Annotated in this window: 22 protein-coding genes; 11 read left to right on the forward strand and 11 right to left on the reverse strand. The window is 40.0% G+C overall.

Translation table 11 applies throughout. The features are described 5' to 3' along the window. The first annotated feature begins 376 nt into the window (after positions 1 to 376). The 5 genes from D8791_RS05105 (at position 377) to radC (ending at position 3743) form a co-directional block, all read left to right on the forward strand. On the forward strand, positions 377 to 793 hold the full coding sequence (locus tag D8791_RS05105; RefSeq protein ID WP_125446513.1) for a ubiquitin carboxyl-hydrolase: 417 nt from the start codon (positions 377 to 379) through the stop codon (positions 791 to 793). Next, positions 794 to 2200 (forward strand): lipase, encoded by a 1407-nt coding sequence (locus D8791_RS05110; RefSeq protein WP_125446514.1) that lies wholly within the window; start codon positions 794 to 796, stop codon positions 2198 to 2200. It abuts the gene before it with no gap. Continuing rightward, on the forward strand, positions 2182 to 2595 hold the full coding sequence (locus tag D8791_RS05115; RefSeq protein ID WP_125446515.1) for a hypothetical protein: 414 nt from the start codon (positions 2182 to 2184) through the stop codon (positions 2593 to 2595). The genes D8791_RS05110 and D8791_RS05115 overlap by 19 nt, the downstream gene beginning before the upstream one ends. A gap of 17 nt (positions 2596 to 2612) precedes the next feature. Continuing rightward, the gene (locus D8791_RS05120; RefSeq protein ID WP_125446516.1) at positions 2613 to 2927 is read left to right on the forward strand and encodes a hypothetical protein; all 315 of its coding nucleotides are present in this window, start codon (positions 2613 to 2615) and stop codon (positions 2925 to 2927) included. A 132-nt stretch (positions 2928 to 3059) separates the two neighbouring features. Then, positions 3060 to 3743 (forward strand): RadC family protein, encoded by a 684-nt coding sequence (gene radC / locus D8791_RS05125; protein WP_125446517.1) that lies wholly within the window; start codon positions 3060 to 3062, stop codon positions 3741 to 3743. On the opposite strand, the gene D8791_RS05130 is transcribed toward radC, so the two are convergent. From D8791_RS05130 to D8791_RS05155, 6 genes are all read right to left on the reverse strand, one after another. After that, the gene (locus tag D8791_RS05130; RefSeq protein WP_048764348.1) at positions 3740 to 4432 is read right to left on the reverse strand and encodes a gamma-glutamyl-gamma-aminobutyrate hydrolase family protein; all 693 of its coding nucleotides are present in this window, start codon (positions 4430 to 4432) and stop codon (positions 3740 to 3742) included. The genes radC and D8791_RS05130 overlap by 4 nt on opposite strands. Before the next feature lie 24 nt (positions 4433 to 4456). Continuing rightward, positions 4457 to 5104 carry a redox-sensing transcriptional repressor Rex gene (locus D8791_RS05135; RefSeq protein ID WP_125446518.1) on the reverse strand — a complete coding sequence of 216 codons (648 nt, stop codon included), beginning with the start codon at positions 5102 to 5104 and terminating at the stop codon, positions 4457 to 4459. Positions 5105 to 5237: 133 nt separating this feature from the next. After that, positions 5238 to 5585, reverse strand: a complete 348-nt coding sequence (locus D8791_RS05140; RefSeq protein ID WP_125446519.1) for a DUF1831 domain-containing protein — start codon at positions 5583 to 5585, stop codon at positions 5238 to 5240. Between the two features lies 1 nt (position 5586). Further along, positions 5587 to 6699, reverse strand: a complete 1113-nt coding sequence (locus D8791_RS05145) for a cysteine desulfurase family protein (RefSeq protein WP_125446520.1) — start codon at positions 6697 to 6699, stop codon at positions 5587 to 5589. Positions 6700 to 6710: 11 nt separating this feature from the next. Then, positions 6711 to 7667, reverse strand: a complete 957-nt coding sequence (locus D8791_RS05150; RefSeq protein WP_125446521.1) for a ribose-phosphate diphosphokinase — start codon at positions 7665 to 7667, stop codon at positions 6711 to 6713. 78 nt (positions 7668 to 7745) lie between these two features. Further along, positions 7746 to 8306: a CYTH domain-containing protein gene (locus D8791_RS05155; RefSeq protein WP_125446522.1), complete on the reverse strand. Its 561-nt coding sequence runs from the start codon at positions 8304 to 8306 to the stop codon at positions 7746 to 7748. 95 nt (positions 8307 to 8401) lie between these two features. Here D8791_RS05155 and yjbM point away from each other — a divergent pair, with 95 nt between their 5' ends. From yjbM to mutY, 5 genes are all read left to right on the forward strand, one after another. Beyond that, complete coding sequence (gene yjbM / locus D8791_RS05160) at positions 8402 to 9073, forward strand: GTP diphosphokinase (RefSeq protein WP_125446523.1); 672 nt, start codon at positions 8402 to 8404, stop codon at positions 9071 to 9073. After that, positions 9057 to 9875: an NAD kinase gene (locus D8791_RS05165; protein ID WP_005590379.1), complete on the forward strand. Its 819-nt coding sequence runs from the start codon at positions 9057 to 9059 to the stop codon at positions 9873 to 9875. The genes yjbM and D8791_RS05165 overlap by 17 nt, the downstream gene beginning before the upstream one ends. Further along, positions 9872 to 10765: an RluA family pseudouridine synthase gene (locus D8791_RS05170; RefSeq protein ID WP_125446524.1), complete on the forward strand. Its 894-nt coding sequence runs from the start codon at positions 9872 to 9874 to the stop codon at positions 10763 to 10765. The genes D8791_RS05165 and D8791_RS05170 overlap by 4 nt, the downstream gene beginning before the upstream one ends. Before the next feature lie 18 nt (positions 10766 to 10783). Continuing rightward, a complete protein-coding gene (pta, locus tag D8791_RS05175; protein ID WP_125446525.1) occupies positions 10784 to 11758 on the forward strand; it encodes a phosphate acetyltransferase in 975 nt (324 codons plus the stop codon). 56 nt (positions 11759 to 11814) lie between these two features. After that, the gene (gene mutY / locus D8791_RS05180) at positions 11815 to 12978 is read left to right on the forward strand and encodes an A/G-specific adenine glycosylase (RefSeq protein ID WP_125446526.1); all 1164 of its coding nucleotides are present in this window, start codon (positions 11815 to 11817) and stop codon (positions 12976 to 12978) included. Positions 12979 to 13768: 790 nt separating this feature from the next. Here mutY and D8791_RS05190 read toward each other — a convergent pair. The 5 genes from D8791_RS05190 to D8791_RS05210 form a co-directional block, all read right to left on the reverse strand. Further along, a complete protein-coding gene (locus D8791_RS05190; protein WP_125446528.1) occupies positions 13769 to 14116 on the reverse strand; it encodes a DUF6568 family protein in 348 nt (115 codons plus the stop codon). Positions 14117 to 14226: 110 nt separating this feature from the next. After that, a complete protein-coding gene (locus D8791_RS05195; protein ID WP_125446529.1) occupies positions 14227 to 15945 on the reverse strand; it encodes a phospho-sugar mutase in 1719 nt (572 codons plus the stop codon). Positions 15946 to 16141: 196 nt separating this feature from the next. Next, positions 16142 to 16705, reverse strand: a complete 564-nt coding sequence (locus tag D8791_RS05200; RefSeq protein ID WP_125446530.1) for an ECF transporter S component — start codon at positions 16703 to 16705, stop codon at positions 16142 to 16144. Next, the gene (gene coaC, locus D8791_RS05205; protein WP_125446531.1) at positions 16689 to 17240 is read right to left on the reverse strand and encodes a phosphopantothenoylcysteine decarboxylase; all 552 of its coding nucleotides are present in this window, start codon (positions 17238 to 17240) and stop codon (positions 16689 to 16691) included. Before coaC ends, D8791_RS05200 begins: the two co-directional genes overlap by 17 nt. Beyond that, positions 17237 to 17929, reverse strand: a complete 693-nt coding sequence (locus D8791_RS05210) for a phosphopantothenate--cysteine ligase (protein ID WP_125446532.1) — start codon at positions 17927 to 17929, stop codon at positions 17237 to 17239. The genes coaC and D8791_RS05210 overlap by 4 nt, the downstream gene beginning before the upstream one ends. A 205-nt stretch (positions 17930 to 18134) precedes the next feature. Between D8791_RS05210 and D8791_RS05215 the strand changes: the two genes are divergently transcribed. Further along, positions 18135 to 19805, forward strand: coding sequence for a formate--tetrahydrofolate ligase (locus tag D8791_RS05215; protein ID WP_125446533.1), 1671 nt, complete (start codon positions 18135 to 18137; stop codon positions 19803 to 19805). Positions 19806 to 20048: the final 243 nt, after the last annotated feature.

Raw genomic sequence — 20048 nt, forward strand, 5'->3', positions numbered from 1 at the left:
GGACACATATGATATTAATCATTATTCTTTAGGTTATCATCAAAGTTCAAAATTTTTAGTAAGAAAAGAGGCTCCTTCTTCATTTTCGAATATAGATGAGCTGAAAGAGAAAGTGATTTATTATGAGGGAAGAAAATGAATAGTGTAACTGATGAAGTTTACAAATAAATAGCAAAAAAGTTTTACAAATTAGCTCCTAAAAACATTGAAGACTCGCAAAGAAATTAGGTCAAATTTTTTATGTCAACAGTTGAAATACCGAGTTATTAATGCTTCTGTAGATGTAAACGTTTGCTTATTTCGTGATTATTTTGCTATAATATAACTATGTTAGCATAGTTGAAGATTTTGAACTTTATAAAGGAAAGGAGTATTTATGAAAATACCTAAGTTATTTTTGGTAGTATTTATTGGATTTCTAGGATTGGGAACACTCAGTGCCTGTAGTCAACAAAGAAAAACAGAACAGAAGGAGGAAGTAACATTGACAACAGAGGAGAAAAAGAAACTTCGTAAAGAAGAAGAGAAAATTGCTTTGTACCTGGTAAATCATTATCAAGATGTGAAAAAAATAGAATTTGTAAATTTTCATAAAGGTGGTTTTGGGACGGGTGATACAATCACTATAAAGGTCAATGATAATAGTTATATTTTACCAACAGAGTTGGAAAGTAAAGATGGATATTATTCAATAGGATATGATCCTCAAGACTTTCATTTGATAGAGAAGAAACCTCCAACACAGTTAACTAGTTTAGACGGAGTAGAGGTTATTTATTACGAGGATTATTAAATGGTTCAATTAACTGATAAAGATTACAACATAATATCTAAAAAAGCTTATGGTTTGGATCCGAAAGAATATAAAGCAGAAGAACAATATGGTGTGGGAAAGGAATTTAACGTTAACGGTCGAAAATTCCAAGTTATTGATGCTATTGGTAATTCTGCTGAACCAACGGATAATAGTATGCAAGCTATGGCTGTTGCTCCTATTGATGATAAAGGGAACGTAGACTACAGTCAGGTAGTGGTTTCTTATGTTGGAACCAATTTTGGAGACAAAAAAGATGTCCTGAATGACATTGAAAATCTAGGTATGGGTTTTACGGATAAAATGATAACAGGTCTCCCCTCGATTTCAGGAATGGGCAAAGGCATTCTAGAAGGACATTTTAACGATAGTGTTAAAAAGGAAGTTGTCGAAAACATTGTAGATGTTCAGTCAAAAACAGCATTAGAGTTTGCCCAGCGAGTAGAGAAAAAGGTTCGTAAAGAAAATCCCAATGCCATTATAACAACGAATGGTCATTCTCTGGGAGAGTCTATGGCCCTTTATACTGCCTTAAAAATGGGATGGAATAATGTTGGCTTTAATGGTCCAGATATTCATAATATTGTTTCGGAAGAAGAAATAGCCTATATGCAAGCGCATCCAGAGCAATTTCGTAACTTTAGAAATCCAAATGATATGTTTTTGGGGAACATTTTGGGGAATAAAACAGGCGTTGCCATTTATGTCAATATGACAGATGCTAGTTTTGTTGATGAATCTTTACGAATTTTACAGGATGATAAACTTTCTTGGAAAGAAAAGGCAGATAAGATCTATAGTCTGGGAGATAAATATCATAGTTATAATACTTGGAGATTTAATAATAAAGGTCAACTCATTGATGAAAATGGCAATGTTGTGACCAATACTGCAAAAGGAAATGCGAATTCCCTCATCCTAGAAACAAAAACGAGAATGTTGCGGTATTATGGCATGAAAAGCTTACTTACAGAAAGCGGAGGTGGCCTAAGTAGCAACGAACGAATTTTTCTAGACAGCGAGCAAGCTACTATTGGTGCAAATGCTCTTGTTAATGCTGCTCAGCAAGTTTTGGATCAGATTAAGATTGAGAAACAAAGAGGAGTAGAAGAAGTTGAGTCTTTATTTGAAACGACCAAGTCTCCGTTTATGGTCAGTAGTCTCAGTCCTGATGAGATTAGATCGGCTTTTGCAGCTGGTGGTGTCACACATGATAGTGTGGTCGGAAATGTAGAAATCTCTCTACAAAATAAGCTCAACAAAGCGAGTCAAATATTAGATGAAATGACTAAATTGAAAGATAAAATTGCAGCTGGTATAAACAAAAAACTCGAAGAAGACATAGCTTTAGCAGGGGAATTCAATCAATGGAGAAATTTGAAGTAGCACAACGTGAAGTCGAAAAGAAAACTAAAGAATTAGAAGAATTGGAAGAGCGGCATCGAGAAAAGTTGCAAGAATTTGAGGAAAGAAATGATTATTTTCAAACTGCGCGTCGTGCTATACAAAATATTCTTGATGAAAAGTACGAAGAAACGTTACATTATTTGAAATCTACTGATGCGGATCAGGATTTTTATAGGATTCTTAATAGAGAGATGGAATCTTACCAAATGTTATCGGAAGATGCCTTGACGGAGGCGCAAAAAATATTGGAATTAGAATCTTTAAAAGAGAGTGATGATTTCCGACGAGAAAGACGATATCTAGATGATAAGCTAGAGGAGGCTTATCTACGTAGGAGAATAGCCGCAGATGATAATAATAAAACTAGAGAGTAAAAGGAAGTGATGCTAAAATGGCAACAACATTAACTGAGGATATTACAGGTGTATTTACTGTAGGAAATTTCGATGATTTAGGAACTCGTCTGCTTGCTATTCAAAAACAGATTGAAAAATCTTTGATAACAAACGTTCATGCTCCACATATTCTTAGTAAAAGAGATGGTATTAAGACCAAATCTAAGGAAGCGATTAGTAAAGTTGCAAAGGAAGGAAAGTTGGCTATCAAGGGGATTAATGATACTTTAGATAGTGCCATCAAGGGACAATGGTCTACATCCGTTAGAGAGGCTGTTACAACAGCAAGCAACAAATATGATAAGATTTAGCAATTAATAATAAATAGCCTAAATAAATGAACTCGCCTAATCGATAGATTTTGTGTCTAACCTTTGGGGTGTAGTTCATTTATTTAGGTTCTTTTTTTATTTAATCTCGAATTAATAAGTAAGGAGGTCGATATGTATCGTATTTCATTGCAGGATGACATAAGTATGATGCCGCGTGAACGGCTGATCAGAGAAGGAGCGGATAAACTCAGTAATCAGGAATTGCTATCTATATTTTTGCGAACAGGCAGCAAAAAAGAAACTGTTTTTCAAGTTTCTCAAAGGATTTTATCATCGATTTCTAGTTTGAATGATCTGAAATATTTGACTTTACAAGAATTACAGACAATTTCAGGAATTGGTCCTGTGAAGGCTGTTGAGTTGCAGGCCATTATTGAGCTTGGCTGTCGTATCAATAAAGCTGAAGTGCTGGAGAGGGAGCAAATTCTTGGCAGTCAAAAACTAGCTCGCAAAATGCAGGTCGAATTGGGAGATAAAAAGCAGGAATGTTTGGTTGCTATTTATCTCAACAGTCAAAACCAGATCATCCATCAGCAGACAATCTTTGTAGGAACGGTAACTAGAAGTATTGCTGAACCGCGTGAGATTTTGCATTATGCTCTCAAACACTTGGCGACATCTATTATACTAGTGCACAATCATCCTTCTGGAGTGACTTTCCCAAGTAAGAATGACGACGAGGTCACCAAACATATGAAAGAAGCTTGTGAACTAATGGGGTTGGTTCTTTTAGATCATTTAATTGTTTCAAAAAATGATTATTATAGTTATCGTGAAAAAACGGATTTGATCTAAAGTTTGTGGACCACATAATCAAACAAGGCTAAATCACCTGTTCTTGTGGGAAATAGAAATTCTGGATGCCACTGCACACCAAGAAATGGACTTCCATCAGTTGAGGTAACAGCCTCAATGACCTTATCCCGAGGATCGTAGGCTATGACTTCTAGATTTTTCGCTAGATCCTTGATACTTTGGTGATGGAATGAGTTGATTTGACAAGTAGGTCCGTATAATTCATGGAGGATGGATCCGTTTTTAGTGACCATAGTCTGTGTAGTGTATTGAGCAGTGCTATCTTGCCAGTGATTCTCAATGTCTTGGTGAAGTGTGCCACCCATAGCAACATTGTAGAGTTGAGTGCCACGACAGACACCAAAAATAGGCTTGTTTTGCTTCCGTGCTTCTCGGATGAGAGCTAGTTCAAATAGATCCCTTTGAAGCAGATAATCATCGCTTTCGATAGTCTGTTCTTCGCCGTAGAAATGAGGCTGGACATTCTGTCCACCGGTAAGGATCAGTTTATCAATCATAGTGATATAGGTGTGAGCTAAGGCTTCATCACCAATTGGCAAGATAATTGGGATTCCTCCAACTTTATTGACTCCCTCGATAAAGCCAGTTGAAGTATAACTGATATGGATAAATTGATCGTTGGGAATATCCCTTTGGTTTCCTGTTATACCGATAATCGGTTTTTTCATAAAGTGTCTGTTTCCTTTCTTACCTTACTCATCATCTTTTCTCATGAAGTAGAGTAAGGTTTGGAGTTCGCTGGTTAGGTCTACATATTGTACAACAACATCTTTGGGGACAGATAGGTGCACTGGGGAGAAGCAAAGAATTCCCTTGATACCAGCATCAACCAAGACGGATGCGACTTCTTGTGCCTTAACGCTCGGCACTGTCAGAATGGCTGTCTTTACGTTTCCTTCTTGAATCTTTTCTTTAATTTGAGAAATTCCATAAATAGGAATTCCATCATTTGTGGTGGTCCCGACGTCAGAATAATCATCTGTATCAAAGGCCATTACAATCTTCATTTTATTCCGTTCATGAAAGCGGTAGTGTAAAAGAGCACGGCCCATATTTCCGACACCAACGATCATGACATTTGTAATCGAGTTGTCGTTGAGAAGATTAGCAAAGAAATTCATTAGTTTCTTGACATCGTAGCCAAAACCTCTACGACCTAACTCGCCGAAGTAAGAAAAGTCACGCCGAACAGTCGCAGAGTCGATTCCAATCGCCTCTGCGATTTGTTTTGAATTGGCTTTTTCAATATTTTCCGCGTTAAATCGCTTGAAAATCCGGTAGTAGAGGGAGAGCCGTTTAGCAGTAGCACGTGGAATAGGATTGCTTTTTTCAGTTTTCACAAAATCACGACCTTTCTATCTTCTATTCTATAGAAAGCTTGTGAAAAAATCAACTAATTTGATGAACAAAATATTATTATACTAATAAAGATAGATAAAATAATAGAAATAAGCAAAATTCTTAGAATTTCGCTTATTGAGGTATTTTTTCAAAAATGTCTCTTTCAACTAAACTATCCATCAGAAAATAGAATTTTTGCTGAATGATATGATGTTTTTCTGATTTGAAGATATTAACCAATCTTAAACCAGACTTGTCCGTAATATTGATTTTAACTCCACTTAGATCTTTATTGATGATAATCTTAAGCAAGAATCCATCGCCACTATTGGGAACAGCTTCAAGTAAGCGTGAAAGCTCGTAATTACCAACTTTTGTTTCAGCAAATGTATTGTCCCGCAAGGTAAATTTCTTAACATTTGGATGGAGCGAATAGGTGAAGTCGCAGTTTGCTAAGCTAACAGATGTTTGAAAAGCCATCTTATCCTCCTAGTATTTCTTTTAGTTTTTGGCTGAATAGTTTGATTTCTTGGATGCTAGTTTGGTCTGATACACTGATACGAATGGATTCTTTTAGGCGCTCAGAGTTTGGGCCATATAAGGCTTGAAGGACATGACTGGGCTGAACAGCACCAGCTGTACAAGCAGAGCCAGTCGAGATTGAAAAGCCATTAAGATCCATTTGAAGCAAGATAAGATCATTCTTTTGGTTTGGAAATCCAATATTGACAACATAAGGCAGGCTAGGCTGATTTTCGTTCAGGTAGAAGTCTATATCCGCTAGGTTATCCAGTAAAGTATCTTTTAGCTGCTGGGCATGCTCAAGATTTTTCTCTAAGTGGGCGAAACTTTCAGAAAGGGCAGTTGCCATCCCGACAATGGAAACGAGGTTTTCTGTGCCCGCCCGATGCTTGTTTTCTTGATCGCCGCCATGCATGAAATTATCAAAATCCATCTGGTCAGCATAAAGAAATCCAACTCCTTTTGGACCGTGGAATTTGTGGGCTGATGCACTCAGGAAATTGATTCCCCATTCTTCAGGATAGACAGGGAGCTTGCCAACGGCTTGGACTGCGTCAACGTGAAAAGCAGCAGGATGATCTTTTAGCAGTTCACCAATTTCTTGAATCGGCAAAATGTAGCCTGTTTCGTTATTGACAGCCATAACTGAGACGAGGATAGTATCCGGTCTAAGAGCATTTTTGATATCTTCAGTTCGGATTTGCCCATCCACTGGCTGAATAATAGTCGCTTCAAAGCCAAAGTGCTCCACCAAGTATTCAACAGGCTCTAAAACAGCATGGTGTTCAATGGTCGTAGTGATAATATGCTTGCCTTGATTCTGATGGCGCAGAGCATATCCTTTGATTGCAGTGTTGTTACTTTCAGTACCACCTGATGTAAAGAGGATATTTTTGCTCTGTGTGTGTAGAACTTTAGCAATATCCTCGCGAGCTTGTCGGAGCAGTTTTTTAGCTTCTCGGCCGTGGCTGTGGGTACTGGATGGATTGCCGAAGACTATCATTGCCTGAGTCATGGACTCAATCGCAGCGGGCGATAAAGCAGTTGTAGCAGCATTATCTAAATAAATCACAAATTTATCCCTTATTTCTTTTGAAAAGCAAAAAGTGGGCTGACTGGTTTTCTTTCTTGAATACGCACGATAGCATCGCCAATCAACTCGCTGGCTGTGATGTAGTGAACATTCTTTGGAGTCTTTTCTTTTGTATCAACAGAGTCAGTCACCAAGATTTCTCGGATAGGAACACTGTCTAGTAAGTCTGCAGCTTCATCTGCAAATAAACCATGACTTGAGACAGCATAGATTTCGACAGCACCTTCACGTTCAACGATTTTAGAAGCTTCTGAGAAGGTACGACCGGTATTTAAGATATCGTCAATCAAAATCGCTTTTTTACCTTCAACCTCACCGATGATATATCCTTCGGAGCGTCCTGCTTCATCTTCACCGTAGTCGATGATGGCGATTGGAGCATCGAGATATTCTGCCAAGCTACGGGCGCGTTTCACGCCAGAATTTTTCGGGCTAACGACGACAACATCCTCGCCAGTTAACCCCATATTGCAATAATGTTCGGCAAACAACGGAATTGTGAAGAGATTATCTACTGGGATATCAAAGAAACCTTGCACTTGGACAGCGTGAAGGTCAAGTGAGATGACTCTGTCTACGCCAGCTCCAACGAGCATGTTGGCCACGAGTTTTGCAGTAATTGGCTCGCGAGGAGCCGCTGTCCGATCTTGGCGAGCATAACCAAAATAGGGCATAACCACAGTTACGGTATTAGCACTTGCCCGTTTACAAGCATCAACCATAATCAATAACTCCATCAAGTGATTATTGACTGGGAAGCTGGTAGACTGGATGATATAGATATCATAGCCACGAACACTCTCCTCAATGTTAATCTGAATCTCGCCATCAGAGAATTGGCGGGAAGAAAGCTTGCCTAAAGGTACTCCGGCAGCTTCAGCAATCTTCTCAGCAATTGAGTGATTGGAATTGAGGGAGAAAAGCTTCATATTTTTTTTGTCTGACATTAGAATGACCATCCTCTTTTTGTCTCTTTAGATTTATAAATATTATTTTACCAAAAAAATGAGATTATTTCAGCATTTTTACAAGTTTTCGGCAAATCTGGCAATCTTACTTTTACCAGGCTTGTATTGGATTTGATTTTCGTTTAAAAAGTCTTTGAACTTTTGCTCCCCCTCTTCAATATCATTGATTTCTAATTCTAGTTCGAAATCTTTTTTGCCAAAGTAACGGCTTTCGTCTAAGGCAAAAAGGCCAATTGCATCTTGTTTTTCATAGCGAATATTTTCAAGGGTTCCGAGTATTGTTAGTTTGTCAACTGGGATTCCTTTTTCTTGGAGTTTATCTAAGATTTCTCCCTGAGGAAATTGCAAATTTTCTGTAATTTCCTTAAATTCATCTTCGGACAAGGCTTGGTTGTATTCGAAATTTCCAAGTTTTTGAGGAATTTTTAGAGTAAACTCAGCAGCGTCAGGAGTGGTTCGGACTCGCAGAGCCATACGAGCTTCACGGAGAACAAAGTCAGCCGAATCAATATAATAGTTGACTTGGAAAATTGGCTGGGCATGATCAAAAAAGGTCAGAAGTCGTTTATGTTCGTCTTCTGTTAGCATTGTTTTGTATTCAATTTCTAAATGGTTCATTTTTTAATCCTTTTCTTTATCTGAAAGCGATTTTATGTTATAATAACAACTGTGTTTATTTTATACAAAAAACGAATAGATGACAAGGTATGTATATGACAATAGATTGGGAAGATTTTCTGGATCCTTACATTCAGGCAGTTGGTGAGTTGAAAATCAAGCTTCGTGGCATACGCAAACAGTATCGCAAACAGCAACGCCATTCACCGATCGAGTTTGTAACCGGTCGCGTAAAACATATTGAAAGCATCAAGGAAAAAATGGAACTTCGCGGGATAACTGAGGAAAACTTAGCCCAAGAGATGCAGGATATTGCTGGTTTGCGTGTCATGGTTCAATTTGTAGATGATGTGGATGAAGTTTTAGAAGTTTTGCGAAATCGGATAGATATGCGTATCGTTCAGGAGCGTGATTACATCAAAAACAAAAAAGATAGTGGTTACCGTAGCTACCATGCCATTGTTGAATATCCAGTAGATACGATTAATGGAAATAAAGTTATCTTGGCAGAAATTCAGATTCGTACCTTGTCCATGAACTTTTGGGCAACGATTGAGCACTCTTTAAACTACAAGTATAAAGGAGAATTTCCAGAGGAAATCAAACGGCGCTTGGAGACAACAGCTAATCTCGCCTATCAGCTAGATGAAGAGATGGGAGCCATTCGTGACGCCATCCAAGAAGCACAAGCACTCTTTGATCCTCTGCACCGCAAGCTAAATGACGGTGTTGGAAATAGTGACGATACAGATGAAGAATACAGGTAAAAAAATAGCGATAATCCGCAATCGCAAAAGGCAGAGTGAGGAAGTATTTCAAACTCTGATGCAAAAATTGCGGAAAGCAGGCTTTATTCTGACACCCAAAAATCCAGATATCGTGATTTCTGTCGGTGGTGATGGGATGCTGCTATCAGCCTTTCACAAGTATGAAGAGCAGCTGGATAAGGTGCGCTTTGTCGGTGTCCATACCGGACATTTGGGTTTTTATACAGATTACCGAGACTTTGAAATCGATAAATTAGTGGAAAATCTGAAATTGGACACAGGTGCCAAGGTCTCTTATCCGATTTTAAATGTCAAGCTGACCTTTGAAAATGGGGAAACTCGGACGATTCGCGCGCTCAATGAAGCAACGATTAAACGCTCCGACAGAACCATGGTAGTTGATGTGGTCATCAATAATGTTCATTTTGAGCGTTTTAGAGGCGACGGGATTTCTGTCTCAACGCCTACTGGTAGTACGGCCTACAATAAATCTTTAGGAGGAGCTGTTCTACACCCAACGATTGAAGCCTTGCAAGTAACAGAAATTGCTAGTCTCAACAATCGTGTGTATCGCACTTTAGGTTCCTCAGTTATTGTTCCTAAAAAAGATAAGATTGAGCTCCTACCGACTCGTAATGACTACTATACCATAGCAGTCGATAATCAAACGTTTTCTTATAAAAATATTGTCCGTATCGAGTACCAAATCGATAATCATAAGATTAACTTTGTAGCTTCGCCTAGCCATACCAGCTTTTGGAATCGCGTGAGAGACTCCTTTATCGAGGAGTGCCAAGAATGAGATTTGAGTTTATTGCGGATGAGCATGTCAAAGTCAAAACTTTTTTGAAAAAGCATGAAATTTCAAAATCCCTTTTGGCCAAAGTGAAGTTTGCAGGTGGGAATATTCTTGTCAATGGTCAATCTCAAAATGCCATTTATTTGCTGGATATTGGCGATAAGGTGACAGTAGATATCCCTTCTGAGAAGGGATTTGAAAGTCTAGAAGCCGTGGATCGTGATTTGTCGATCGTGTATGAAGATGAACACTTTCTAGTTTTAGATAAGCCTGCCGGAGTAGCTAGTATCCCTAGTGTCAACCATTCGAATACGATGGCGAACTTTGTCAAGGCTTACTATATTCGGCAAGATTATGAAAATCAGCAGGTTCATATTGTGACGAGATTGGATCGCGATACCAGTGGACTCATGCTCTTTGCAAAACATGGCTATGCCCATGCAAGACTGGATAAGCAACTGCAGAAAAAAATGATTGAGAAGCGCTATTACGCGCTCGTTCAGGGGAGCGGTGAGCTTAAATCAGAGGGCGATATTATTGCACCAATTGGCCGTGACCCTGATAGCATCATCACCAGATGTGTGACAAAGGATGGCAAGTATGCTCATACCAGCTACAAGGTTGTGGAGCAGTTTGGCAATATCTATTTGGTAGATATTCGCTTGCACACTGGACGAACCCATCAAATTCGTGTGCACTTTGCCCATCTTGGCTTTCCGCTCCTCGGAGATGATCTCTATGGCGGGACTTTGGAAGCGGGNATGACACGTCAGGCCTTGCATTGTCACTCTTTATCTTTTTATAATCCATTTTTGGAAAAGCAGCTCCAATTGGAATCCCAGTTGCCGATTGATTTCCAAAACACCATTACATCGTTAACAAAAAATAATTAATTTTTAAAGGAGAAACTCATGGAAGTTTTTGAAAGTCTAAGAGACTCAGTTGTTGGTAAAAATGTTCGTATTGTATTGCCAGAAGGACAAGAACCACGTATTCTTCAAGCGGTTAAACGCATAGTAAAAGAATCAGAAGTTACACCGGTTCTTTTGGGAGATCCAGATAAAATCCGTATTTACTTGGAGATCGAAAATATTACGGAAGGCTATGAAGTCATAGATCCTAAAAATTATGACAGATTGGAAGAGATGGTGGCGGCTCTTGTAGAGCGTCGTAAGGGAAAAATCAGCGAAGAAGAAGCTCTTGAGCTTTTAAGAACAGACGTTAATTATTTTGGTGTGATGCTAGTCTATCTCGGTATCGTAGATGGTATGGTTTCTGGCTCTATCCACTCTACAGCTGCTACAGTGCGTCCAGCCTTGCAAATCATTAAAACACGTCCAAATGTAACAAGAACTTCAGGTGCCTTCCTCATGGTGCGTGGTTCAGAACGGTATCTTTTCAGCGACTGTGCCATTAACATCAATCCTGACTCAGAAGCCTTGGCAGAAATTGCGATTAACTCAGCTGTGACAGCTAAAATGTTTGGCATTGATCCTAAGATTGCTATGCTGAGCTATTCAACTAAAGGTTCTGGTTTTGGAGAAAGCGTTGATAAAGTGGTTCAAGCGACTAAGTTGGTCCATGACTTGCGCCCAGACTTAGAAGTTGACGGGGAATTGCAATTTGACGCTGCCTTTGTACCAAGCACAGCAGCCTTGAAAGCTCCAGGAAGCAAGGTTGCAGGTAAAGCGACTGTCTTTGTCTTTCCAAGCATTGAAGCAGGAAATATCGGTTATAAAATGGCAGAGCGTTTAGGTGGATTCTCAGCAGTCGGTCCAGTTCTTCAAGGATTGAACAAGCCAGTAAATGACCTTTCACGCGGATGTAATTCAGATGACGTTTATAACTTAACACTGATTACAGCTGCACAAAGTGTTGACCAATAAAATAACTAAAAAAGATGAGTAATTCATCTTTTTTAGTCTGTTTAAGTATGAGAGAAATGTTAGATTTAAAAAAATTTGGAATTAAAATGTGGGAAGAGGAGAAGATTGCCTCTTTTCGCAAGAAATTATTGACTTGGTATGATGAACATAAACGTGATTTGCCTTGGCGCAGAACAAATAATCCTTATCATATCTGGGTTTCTGAGATTATGCTGCAGCAAACACGTGTGGATACGGTGATTCCTTACTATGAGCGCTTTCTTGACTGGTTTCCAACTGTTGCCGACTTAGCTCAAGCGCCAGAGGAGAGATTACTCAAATCTTGGGAAGGATTGGGCTATTATTCGCGGGTGCGAAATATGCAAAAAGCAGCCCAGCAGATAATGACGGATTTTGATGGAAAATTTCCTGATAGCTATGAAGGAATTGCTAGCCTCAAAGGGATTGGACCTTATACGGCTGGTGCCATTGCTAGTATTGCCTTTGGCTTAGCTGAGCCTGCGGTAGACGGCAATGTTATGCGGGTGTTGAGTCGATTGTTTGAAGTTGATTTAGATATTGGCCAACCCAGCAATCGCAAGGTCTTTCAGGCTATGATGGAGATTCTGATTGATCCAGGCAGACCTGGAGATTTCAATCAGGCGTTGATGGATTTGGGATCGGATATCGAAGCTCCTGTCAATCCTCATCCAGAAGACAGCCCTGTAAAAGAGTTCAGCGCAGCTTATTTGCACGGAACTATGGATAAATATCCGATTAAAGCACCTAAAAAGAAGCCAGTTCCGGTCTATCTGCAAGGCTTGATTATCGAAAATGAACAGGGACAGTTCTTGCTTGAAAAGAATGAGGCCGCTGGCTTGTTATCAGGTTTTTGGCATTTTCCCTTGATTGAAGTCGAAGAATTTCAATCAGATAATCAGATGTCTCTCTTTGAGGTAGCTGAAAATCAGCCCAGTCTGGACTTGTCTCCTCAAGAAAGTTTTGAACAGGATTATGATTTGACTGTCGATTGGCGGCAGCAGTCTTTCCCAAAGGTGCAACATGTCTTTAGTCATCGCAAGTGGCATATCCAGCTGGCTTACGGACGAGTCAAAGATAGCCGGCATGCAGCAGACGGAGAGGTCTTGTGGCTACATCCAGAGGAATTTGAGAAGTACCCCTTTGCCAAGCCCCAGCAGAAGATGTGGGAGGCTTTTAGGAACGTAAAAGATGGAAACTAGAGTCAATAGTCTGTTGTACTCGATTAAATTTACGAAGAATAGGAAATCACTAAAATATGTCCCCTACCTCCAGTCCTCCAGATAAAACTTTTATTGGACGTCGTAGCAAACTTGCTGGTGTCATTTATTTTATATTAGGCGTTTTGAATTTCTTACATTGCCTTCTTTATTTTCAGTGGGTATTTTCTCCAACGGTGAAACCTGACTTCGTCATTATTCCAATTTTTATAGGCTTAAATATTTATTTTTTGACTCGCGAGTTCATCCATAAATGCTTCCATTGGTGTGGCTATCATGCCTTACCTGAGTTAGTTGAGTTCGGGAGCGGACGCTATTCCTTTCACTTGCCTGTCTTCGAAAGACATACCGAAAACTATAAAGTCTATTATAGTAAAAGATCAAAGAAACATCAATTTCTCTTCTTTGTGAGCTATATTTTATATGTGAATTTAATTTTAGGAGTTCTTTTGCTCTTCTCATGTGTATACTGGGATATGTTCATTGAGAGTTCCTCGAAATTTCAAGATTGGCACGCTTTTCTATTTATTTTTTTACTAATCATCCTGTATTTCTGTATTGAAGCTTTATTTAAAAAATATAAACTTTGGTTTAAAAATTATTTTAAACTAGATGATAAAATAGTAGAACACGGCTTTCCGATATATACTTTGAAAGAAAAATAAAAGACAAACAATATAGTTTGTCTTTTTTGTTTTTAAAATAACTTATAGTCCTTCTCGCTCTGTAAAGAGAGAGGCAAATAAACTACCCTTCAAATGGGAACTTATGCTTAAATCCCAGCAAAAGCTTTAATCTCATCTGCAGTCATAGAAGAATCACAGCGAACAGCAACTTGACCGTCTTGAACATGTACAAAACCAGGAACCGTCGGGATGCTGTATTCAGAGCGGAAGGCTTGTAATTTCTCTAATTCGTTGGCTTCTTCACTGTTAATGAAGTAGATGTGGACTTTAGTTTCAGCCACAACACCAGCCAATGTTCCAGCAAATTTACGGCAGTAAGGGCAAGTTTTGCGACCAACGAAGAAAGTTGCTGTCTCTTTGTCAGCAATCGCTTGACGAGCTCGGTCAACAGTTGTGACTTCCAAGTCTTTAATATTTTGAGCAAATTGTTCCATAAATAATCCTCATTTCTTTTGATAAAACTAGTATGCCATAAAGTTTCTAAAATTGCTTAGATTTGATACGAAAAAAGATGAGATTGGTTCGTCTCATCTTTTATAATTGCTTATTTTACAAAAGCATTGATTTCCGCTTCAATATTTGCAATCTTAGCTTGAGAATCCTCATTGCTATCGCCGACAACGGCAATGTAGAACTTGATTTTTGGTTCAGTACCAGATGGGCGGACAGCAATCCATGAACCATCAGCCAAGGTGTATTTCAGCACATCGCTTGGAGGAGTTGTCAAGTTTGTAACAGTACCATCTGCAGCAGTAGCAGTTTGAGCCTTAAAGTCTTCTACGACAGTAATAGCTGTTTGGTTCCATTCTTTCGGACCATTGTCACGGAATTTAGCCATGATAGCCTTGATTTGCTCGGCTCCATCAACACCTGACAAGGTCACAGAGATCGTCTTTTCCGCGTAGTAGCCGTATTCTTTATAGATTTCTTCGATACCGTCAGCCAGAGTCAAACCACGAGAACGGTAGTAGGCAGCAAGCTCAGCAACTACAAGAACGGCTTGAATAGCATCTTTATCACGTACGAATGGTTTGATCAAGTAACCGAAACTTTCTTCAAATCCCATCATGTAGGTGTGGTTGTGTTTTTCTTCGAATTCTTGGATCTTCTCAGCGATAAATTTGAAACCAGTCAAGACGTTGAACATAGTTGCGCCGTAGCTTTCAGCAATCTTAGTCACTAAGTCAGTAGAAACGATAGACTTGCAGAGAGCTGCGTTAGCTGGCAGAGTTCCAGCACTCTTATGAGCTTCCAAGATGTACTTAGCCATGATGGCACCGATTTGATTACCTGAAAGGTTGAGATAGCTGCCGTCTTTTTGCAGAACTTCTACACCGACACGGTCAGCATCTGGGTCAGTTGCAACCAAGACATCTGCACCAACCTTGCGACCCAATTCCTCAGCTAAAGCAAAGGCTGCTTGGCTTTCAGGGTTTGGAGACTTAACAGTAGAGAAGTCAGGATCAGCTACAGCTTGCGCCTCAACAACTTGCACAGAATCAAATCCTGCTTGGGCCAAAGCGCGACGAGCCAACATTTCACCAGTACCGTGCAGAGGAGTATAGACAATCTTCATGTCCTTACCGTATTCATCAATCAGTTTTTGGTTGATATTGACATCTTTAACTTTCTTGAGGTATTCAGCATCAATAGCATCGCCAATCACTTCAATCAAGCCAGAAGCTTTTTCAGCTTCAACATCAGCGACCTCAATAGCAAAAGGATCTTCAATAGCACGGATGTAGTCTGTCAATGCATCCGCATCATGAGGAGGCATTTGTCCGCCGTCTTCGCCATATACCTTGTAGCCGTTAAATGGAGCAGGGTTGTGGCTGGCTGTAATCATGATACCAGCAAAAGTTCCCAAATGACGTACCGCAAATGAAAGTTCTGGAGTTGGGCGCAGGCTTTCAAAGACATAAGACTTGATACCGTGCTTAGCCAAAACAGCAGCAGATTCAAAAGCAAATTCTGGTGAGAAATGACGAGAGTCGTAAGCAATCGCAACACCGCGTTTTTTGAACTCATCTCCTTTTTCGTCAATCAAACGAGCCAAACCTTCCGTTGCCTGACGGACAACATAAATATTGATACGGTTAGTACCAGCACCGATCAGACCGCGCATACCAGCAGTACCGAATTCTAGGTTTGTATAAAAGGCATCTTCCTTAGTTTTTTCGTCCATACCTTCTAACTCTTTCCGAAGATAGTCAGGAAGTTCAGCGAAGTCAAGCCATTTTTTGAAGTTTTCTTGATAGGTCATAGATGGAGTCTCCTTTATATTTTTAAGATAGAAAATCACTGTGTGGTTTTAAGAAAGGGCACAAGATTTTCTTGTTTGTTCAATCGCTTTCATTGTAACATATTTTCATATTTTTTGAAAGTACTGACCTAAAAAATAGTGAATTACTTTGAAAAAATGAAGATGCTTGGATCAAAAAAATAATCACGCTAGGTGATTATTTTTTAAGTTTTTCAAGTGCTGGAACGATTGCAACTGTAAGGATAGCAGAAATAATCATTTCTGAGATTGCATTAGCTGAAAAAATCAATGCAAGCATGGCTTTGATATCTCCATTGTAAACAGATGAAAATAGAATAAAAATTCCTCCGAGAACGAAGATTGTGTTGGTCATTGAGCCTACAGCACCAGCTAAAACTAAACCTGGCTTAGTTTTCATCCATTTGTAGACAAAATACGGAGTGATTCCGATTAGAATACGTGGAACCATGGCGATCATCAATGAATTGATGCTGCCGTTTTCTACAAAAGGACTGAAGAGGTAGCTAGTTGGCAGTAGGACAACGGTGTTGGTCACCACACTGATTACTCCCATTAGGGCTCCAAGAACAGCTCCAATTCGCGGTCCGTAGATAATACTAGCAATAATGACTGGAATATGAATAATGGTCGGTTTAATCGGAACCGGTAGTAGGTTGAAAATAACAGAGCTCAGCAGATGGAGCACTAACATAATAGCAAAAAAGATAGCAATTTGCGCGATACTAGATTGTTTTCTCATTTATAATTTCCTTTACTTTTTCTATAATAATATTGACATCAGCTAGAGCGCCAGTCCCATGATCTCCGCAAGCTAGAACAGCTTCACGCGGTTCGATAATCTCCCAGCCAAATTTTTTTAATCTTTCCAAATTGTGCTGAGTGAGTGGATTTTCATACATCTTGGTATTCATGGCTGGCGCGATGGCTTTTTTGACATGAGATGGGAGAGCAAGGGCTGTAGCGGTTACCATATTGTCTGCTAGACCATTAGCCAGTTTGGCGATGGTATTAGCTGTTGCGGGAGCGACTAAGAAAAGATTTGTTTCTTTGCCGATTTCAATATGGTTGACCTTTTCTGGCCTCGGCTCGTCCATAAGGTCAAGGGAAACAGGATTCTTTGATAAAACCTGTAAGGTCAGCGGGGTGATAAAGTGACTGGCAGCTTCCGTCATGAGAACAGACACACTGTAGCCTAGCTTGCCCAGCTGGCTCGTAATATCTGCTGCCTTATAGGCCGAAATACTGCCCGTGACAGCGAGAGTAACATAGATCATGAACTGTCTCCTTTCTGGATATGGCTTAACAATTGTTCAGCAATTTCTTCCTTGGAGAAAGCTTCTGTGACAGTGTCTGCTCCTAGGAGATAGGCGTGGTGCTGCCCGTTAGAAATTTCAGTCAAATCGTTGGCTACAATTAATTCAGCTTGATTTTTTTCAAGGTTGGCTCTAGCAGTAGCCAGTAACTCTTCTTTAGAAACACCTACCAAGAGCTTAAAGCCAATCAATCGAATATTTGGATTCCATTCTTTGACCTTGTTAATGATTTTAGGATTTTTCTTGAGGAAAAGAACCTGATAATCATCCGCAGACGAAATCTTACTTTCAGAATTACTTTTTTCCAGAAACTCTGTCAAATCTGAACTAGCAAGAACCTCCTCAAATCCTGCCATATACACTGGTTTATAGTCAGAAACAGCCATTGAATGAATGAGCACATCATGAGCCGGTACCAGCTCTTCCATGGCTGTCAGGAGCTGCTCTGTATCTTCAATAATCTTAATCGTTAGTTTTTCATGCGGATCCGGTTTAACAGCTTTTGCCGTTGTCAGCAGAGTCACCGAAGCACCCTCTGCCAAACAATGCTCAGCTATCATTTTCCCAAGTTGACCCGTTGAATGATTGGTGATAGAGCGGACTTGGTCGATTTTTTCACTCGTTCCGCTAGAGGTAATCAATATATTCATAGCTTTATTCTACAAGAAAAAATGAATTTAGTAAAATAAAATTAACTTAAGGTTCAATTTAGTTAAACTTATTTTTTCACTAAAGAAGATGTATTGTATGAAAAAAATGAAGTAATTACCGAACATTATGTTGCTATTGGAGTTTAAATGTGCAGTTTTATATCATATTTGTTATAATAGTTTCATCAAATTAGAGGAGTTCCTAATGAAAACAGATATCGAAATTGCTCAGAGTATTGAATTACAGCCTATTGTGGATGTAGTAAAAAAGGTTGGTATTGATTACGAGGACTTGGAGCTGTATGGAAAGTACAAGGCCAAGCTCAGTTTTGACAAGATTCGTGAAGTAGCAGAAAATCCTGTCGGCAAGCTGATTTTAGTAACGGCAATCAATCCGACACCTGCTGGAGAAGGTAAGTCCACCATTACCATTGGACTGGCTGACGCGCTTAACAAGATTGGCAAGAAAACTATGATTGCTATCCGCGAACCTTCCCTAGGGCCTGTTATGGGAATCAAAGGAGGCGCAGCTGGTGGTGGTCACGCGCAAGTTTTACCGATGGAAGACATCAACCTGCATTTCACTGGTGATATGCATGCCATCACGACTGCTAATAATGCCCTGTCAGCTCTTATTGATAATCATCTGCATCAGGGAAATGAGCTGGGTATCGACCAACGTCGTATTATCTGGAAACGTGTTGTGGACCTAAATGACCGAGCACTGCGCCATGTGACGGTTGGCTTAGGCAGCCCACTCAACGGTATTCCGCGCGAAGATGGTTTTGATATCACGGTTGCTTCTGAAATCATGGCGATTCTTTGCTTGGCAACGGATATTGAAGATTTGAAAAATCGCTTGGCTAACATCGTTATCGGCTATCGCTATGACCGCACACCAGTCTATGTTCGTGACCTTGAGGTAGAAGGGGCCTTGGCTTTAGTCTTGAAAGATGCGATTAAGCCAAATCTGGTTCAGACTATTTACGGGACACCAGCCTTTGTTCATGGCGGACCATTTGCCAATATCGCCCACGGCTGTAACTCTGTTTTGGCGACTAGCACAGCGCTACGCTTGGCTGATTATACAGTGACAGAGGCCGGCTTCGGTGCAGACCTTGGCGCTGAGAAATTCCTCGACATCAAGACTCCGAACTTACCAACTTCTCCAGATGCAGTGGTAATTGTCGCAACACTTCGTGCTCTTAAGATGAATGGTGGCGTTGCTAAGGATGCACTTACAGAAGAAAATGTAGAAGCAGTTCGTGCAGGTTTTGCTAACCTTAAACGCCACGTTGAAAATATCCGTAAGTTCGGTATTCCAGCGGTCGTAGCCATCAATGAATTTGTCTCTGATACAGAAGCTGAAATTGCTGCGCTTAAGGAACTCTGTGCAGAAATCGGGGTACCTGTTGAGCTTGCCAGTGTCTGGGCTGATGGCGCTGAAGGCGGTGTGGCTCTGGCTGAAACTGTTGTCAAAACTATTGACGAAAAACCAGCACACTACACTCGTCTTTATGACAATGACTCAACTATCGAAGAGAAGATCGAGAAAATTGTCACTGAAATCTATCGCGGTTCAAAAGTAAACTTTGAGAAAAAAGCGCAAACTCAGATTCGAGAAATTGTCAAGAATGGCTGGGACAAACTGCCAATCTGTATGGCCAAAACACAGTATAGCTTCTCAGACAATCCTGCTGCTTTGGGCGCGCCAGAAAAATTTGAAATTACCATTCGTGAATTGGTACCAAAACTTGGGGCAGGCTTTATCGTGGCTTTGACAGGAGATGTCATGACCATGCCAGGATTGCCAAAACGTCCTGCGGCGCTCAATATGGATGTGGCAGCAGACGGTACAGCGATTGGTCTGTTCTAATTGAATTTAAGATATAAGAAGAGGTTGGGCTGAACAGAGTCTGGCCTCTCTTTTTTAGACTTAAATTCCAGATATTTTGATATAATAAAGCCATATTCCTATCACCTAGTTTTTGCTCATAGGAGGATGAACATTGAAAAAAAGAACTCTCAAACAGGAATTAATTTATTTGGCCTCGAGGGAATCGATAAGTGTCGTGTCGTTCTGTATCGTGTATGTTCTGTATACGAAACCAGAGACTCG

Source organism: Streptococcus cristatus, assembly GCF_003943515.1.
GTDB classification, from domain to species: Bacteria; Bacillota; Bacilli; order Lactobacillales; family Streptococcaceae; genus Streptococcus; species Streptococcus cristatus_D.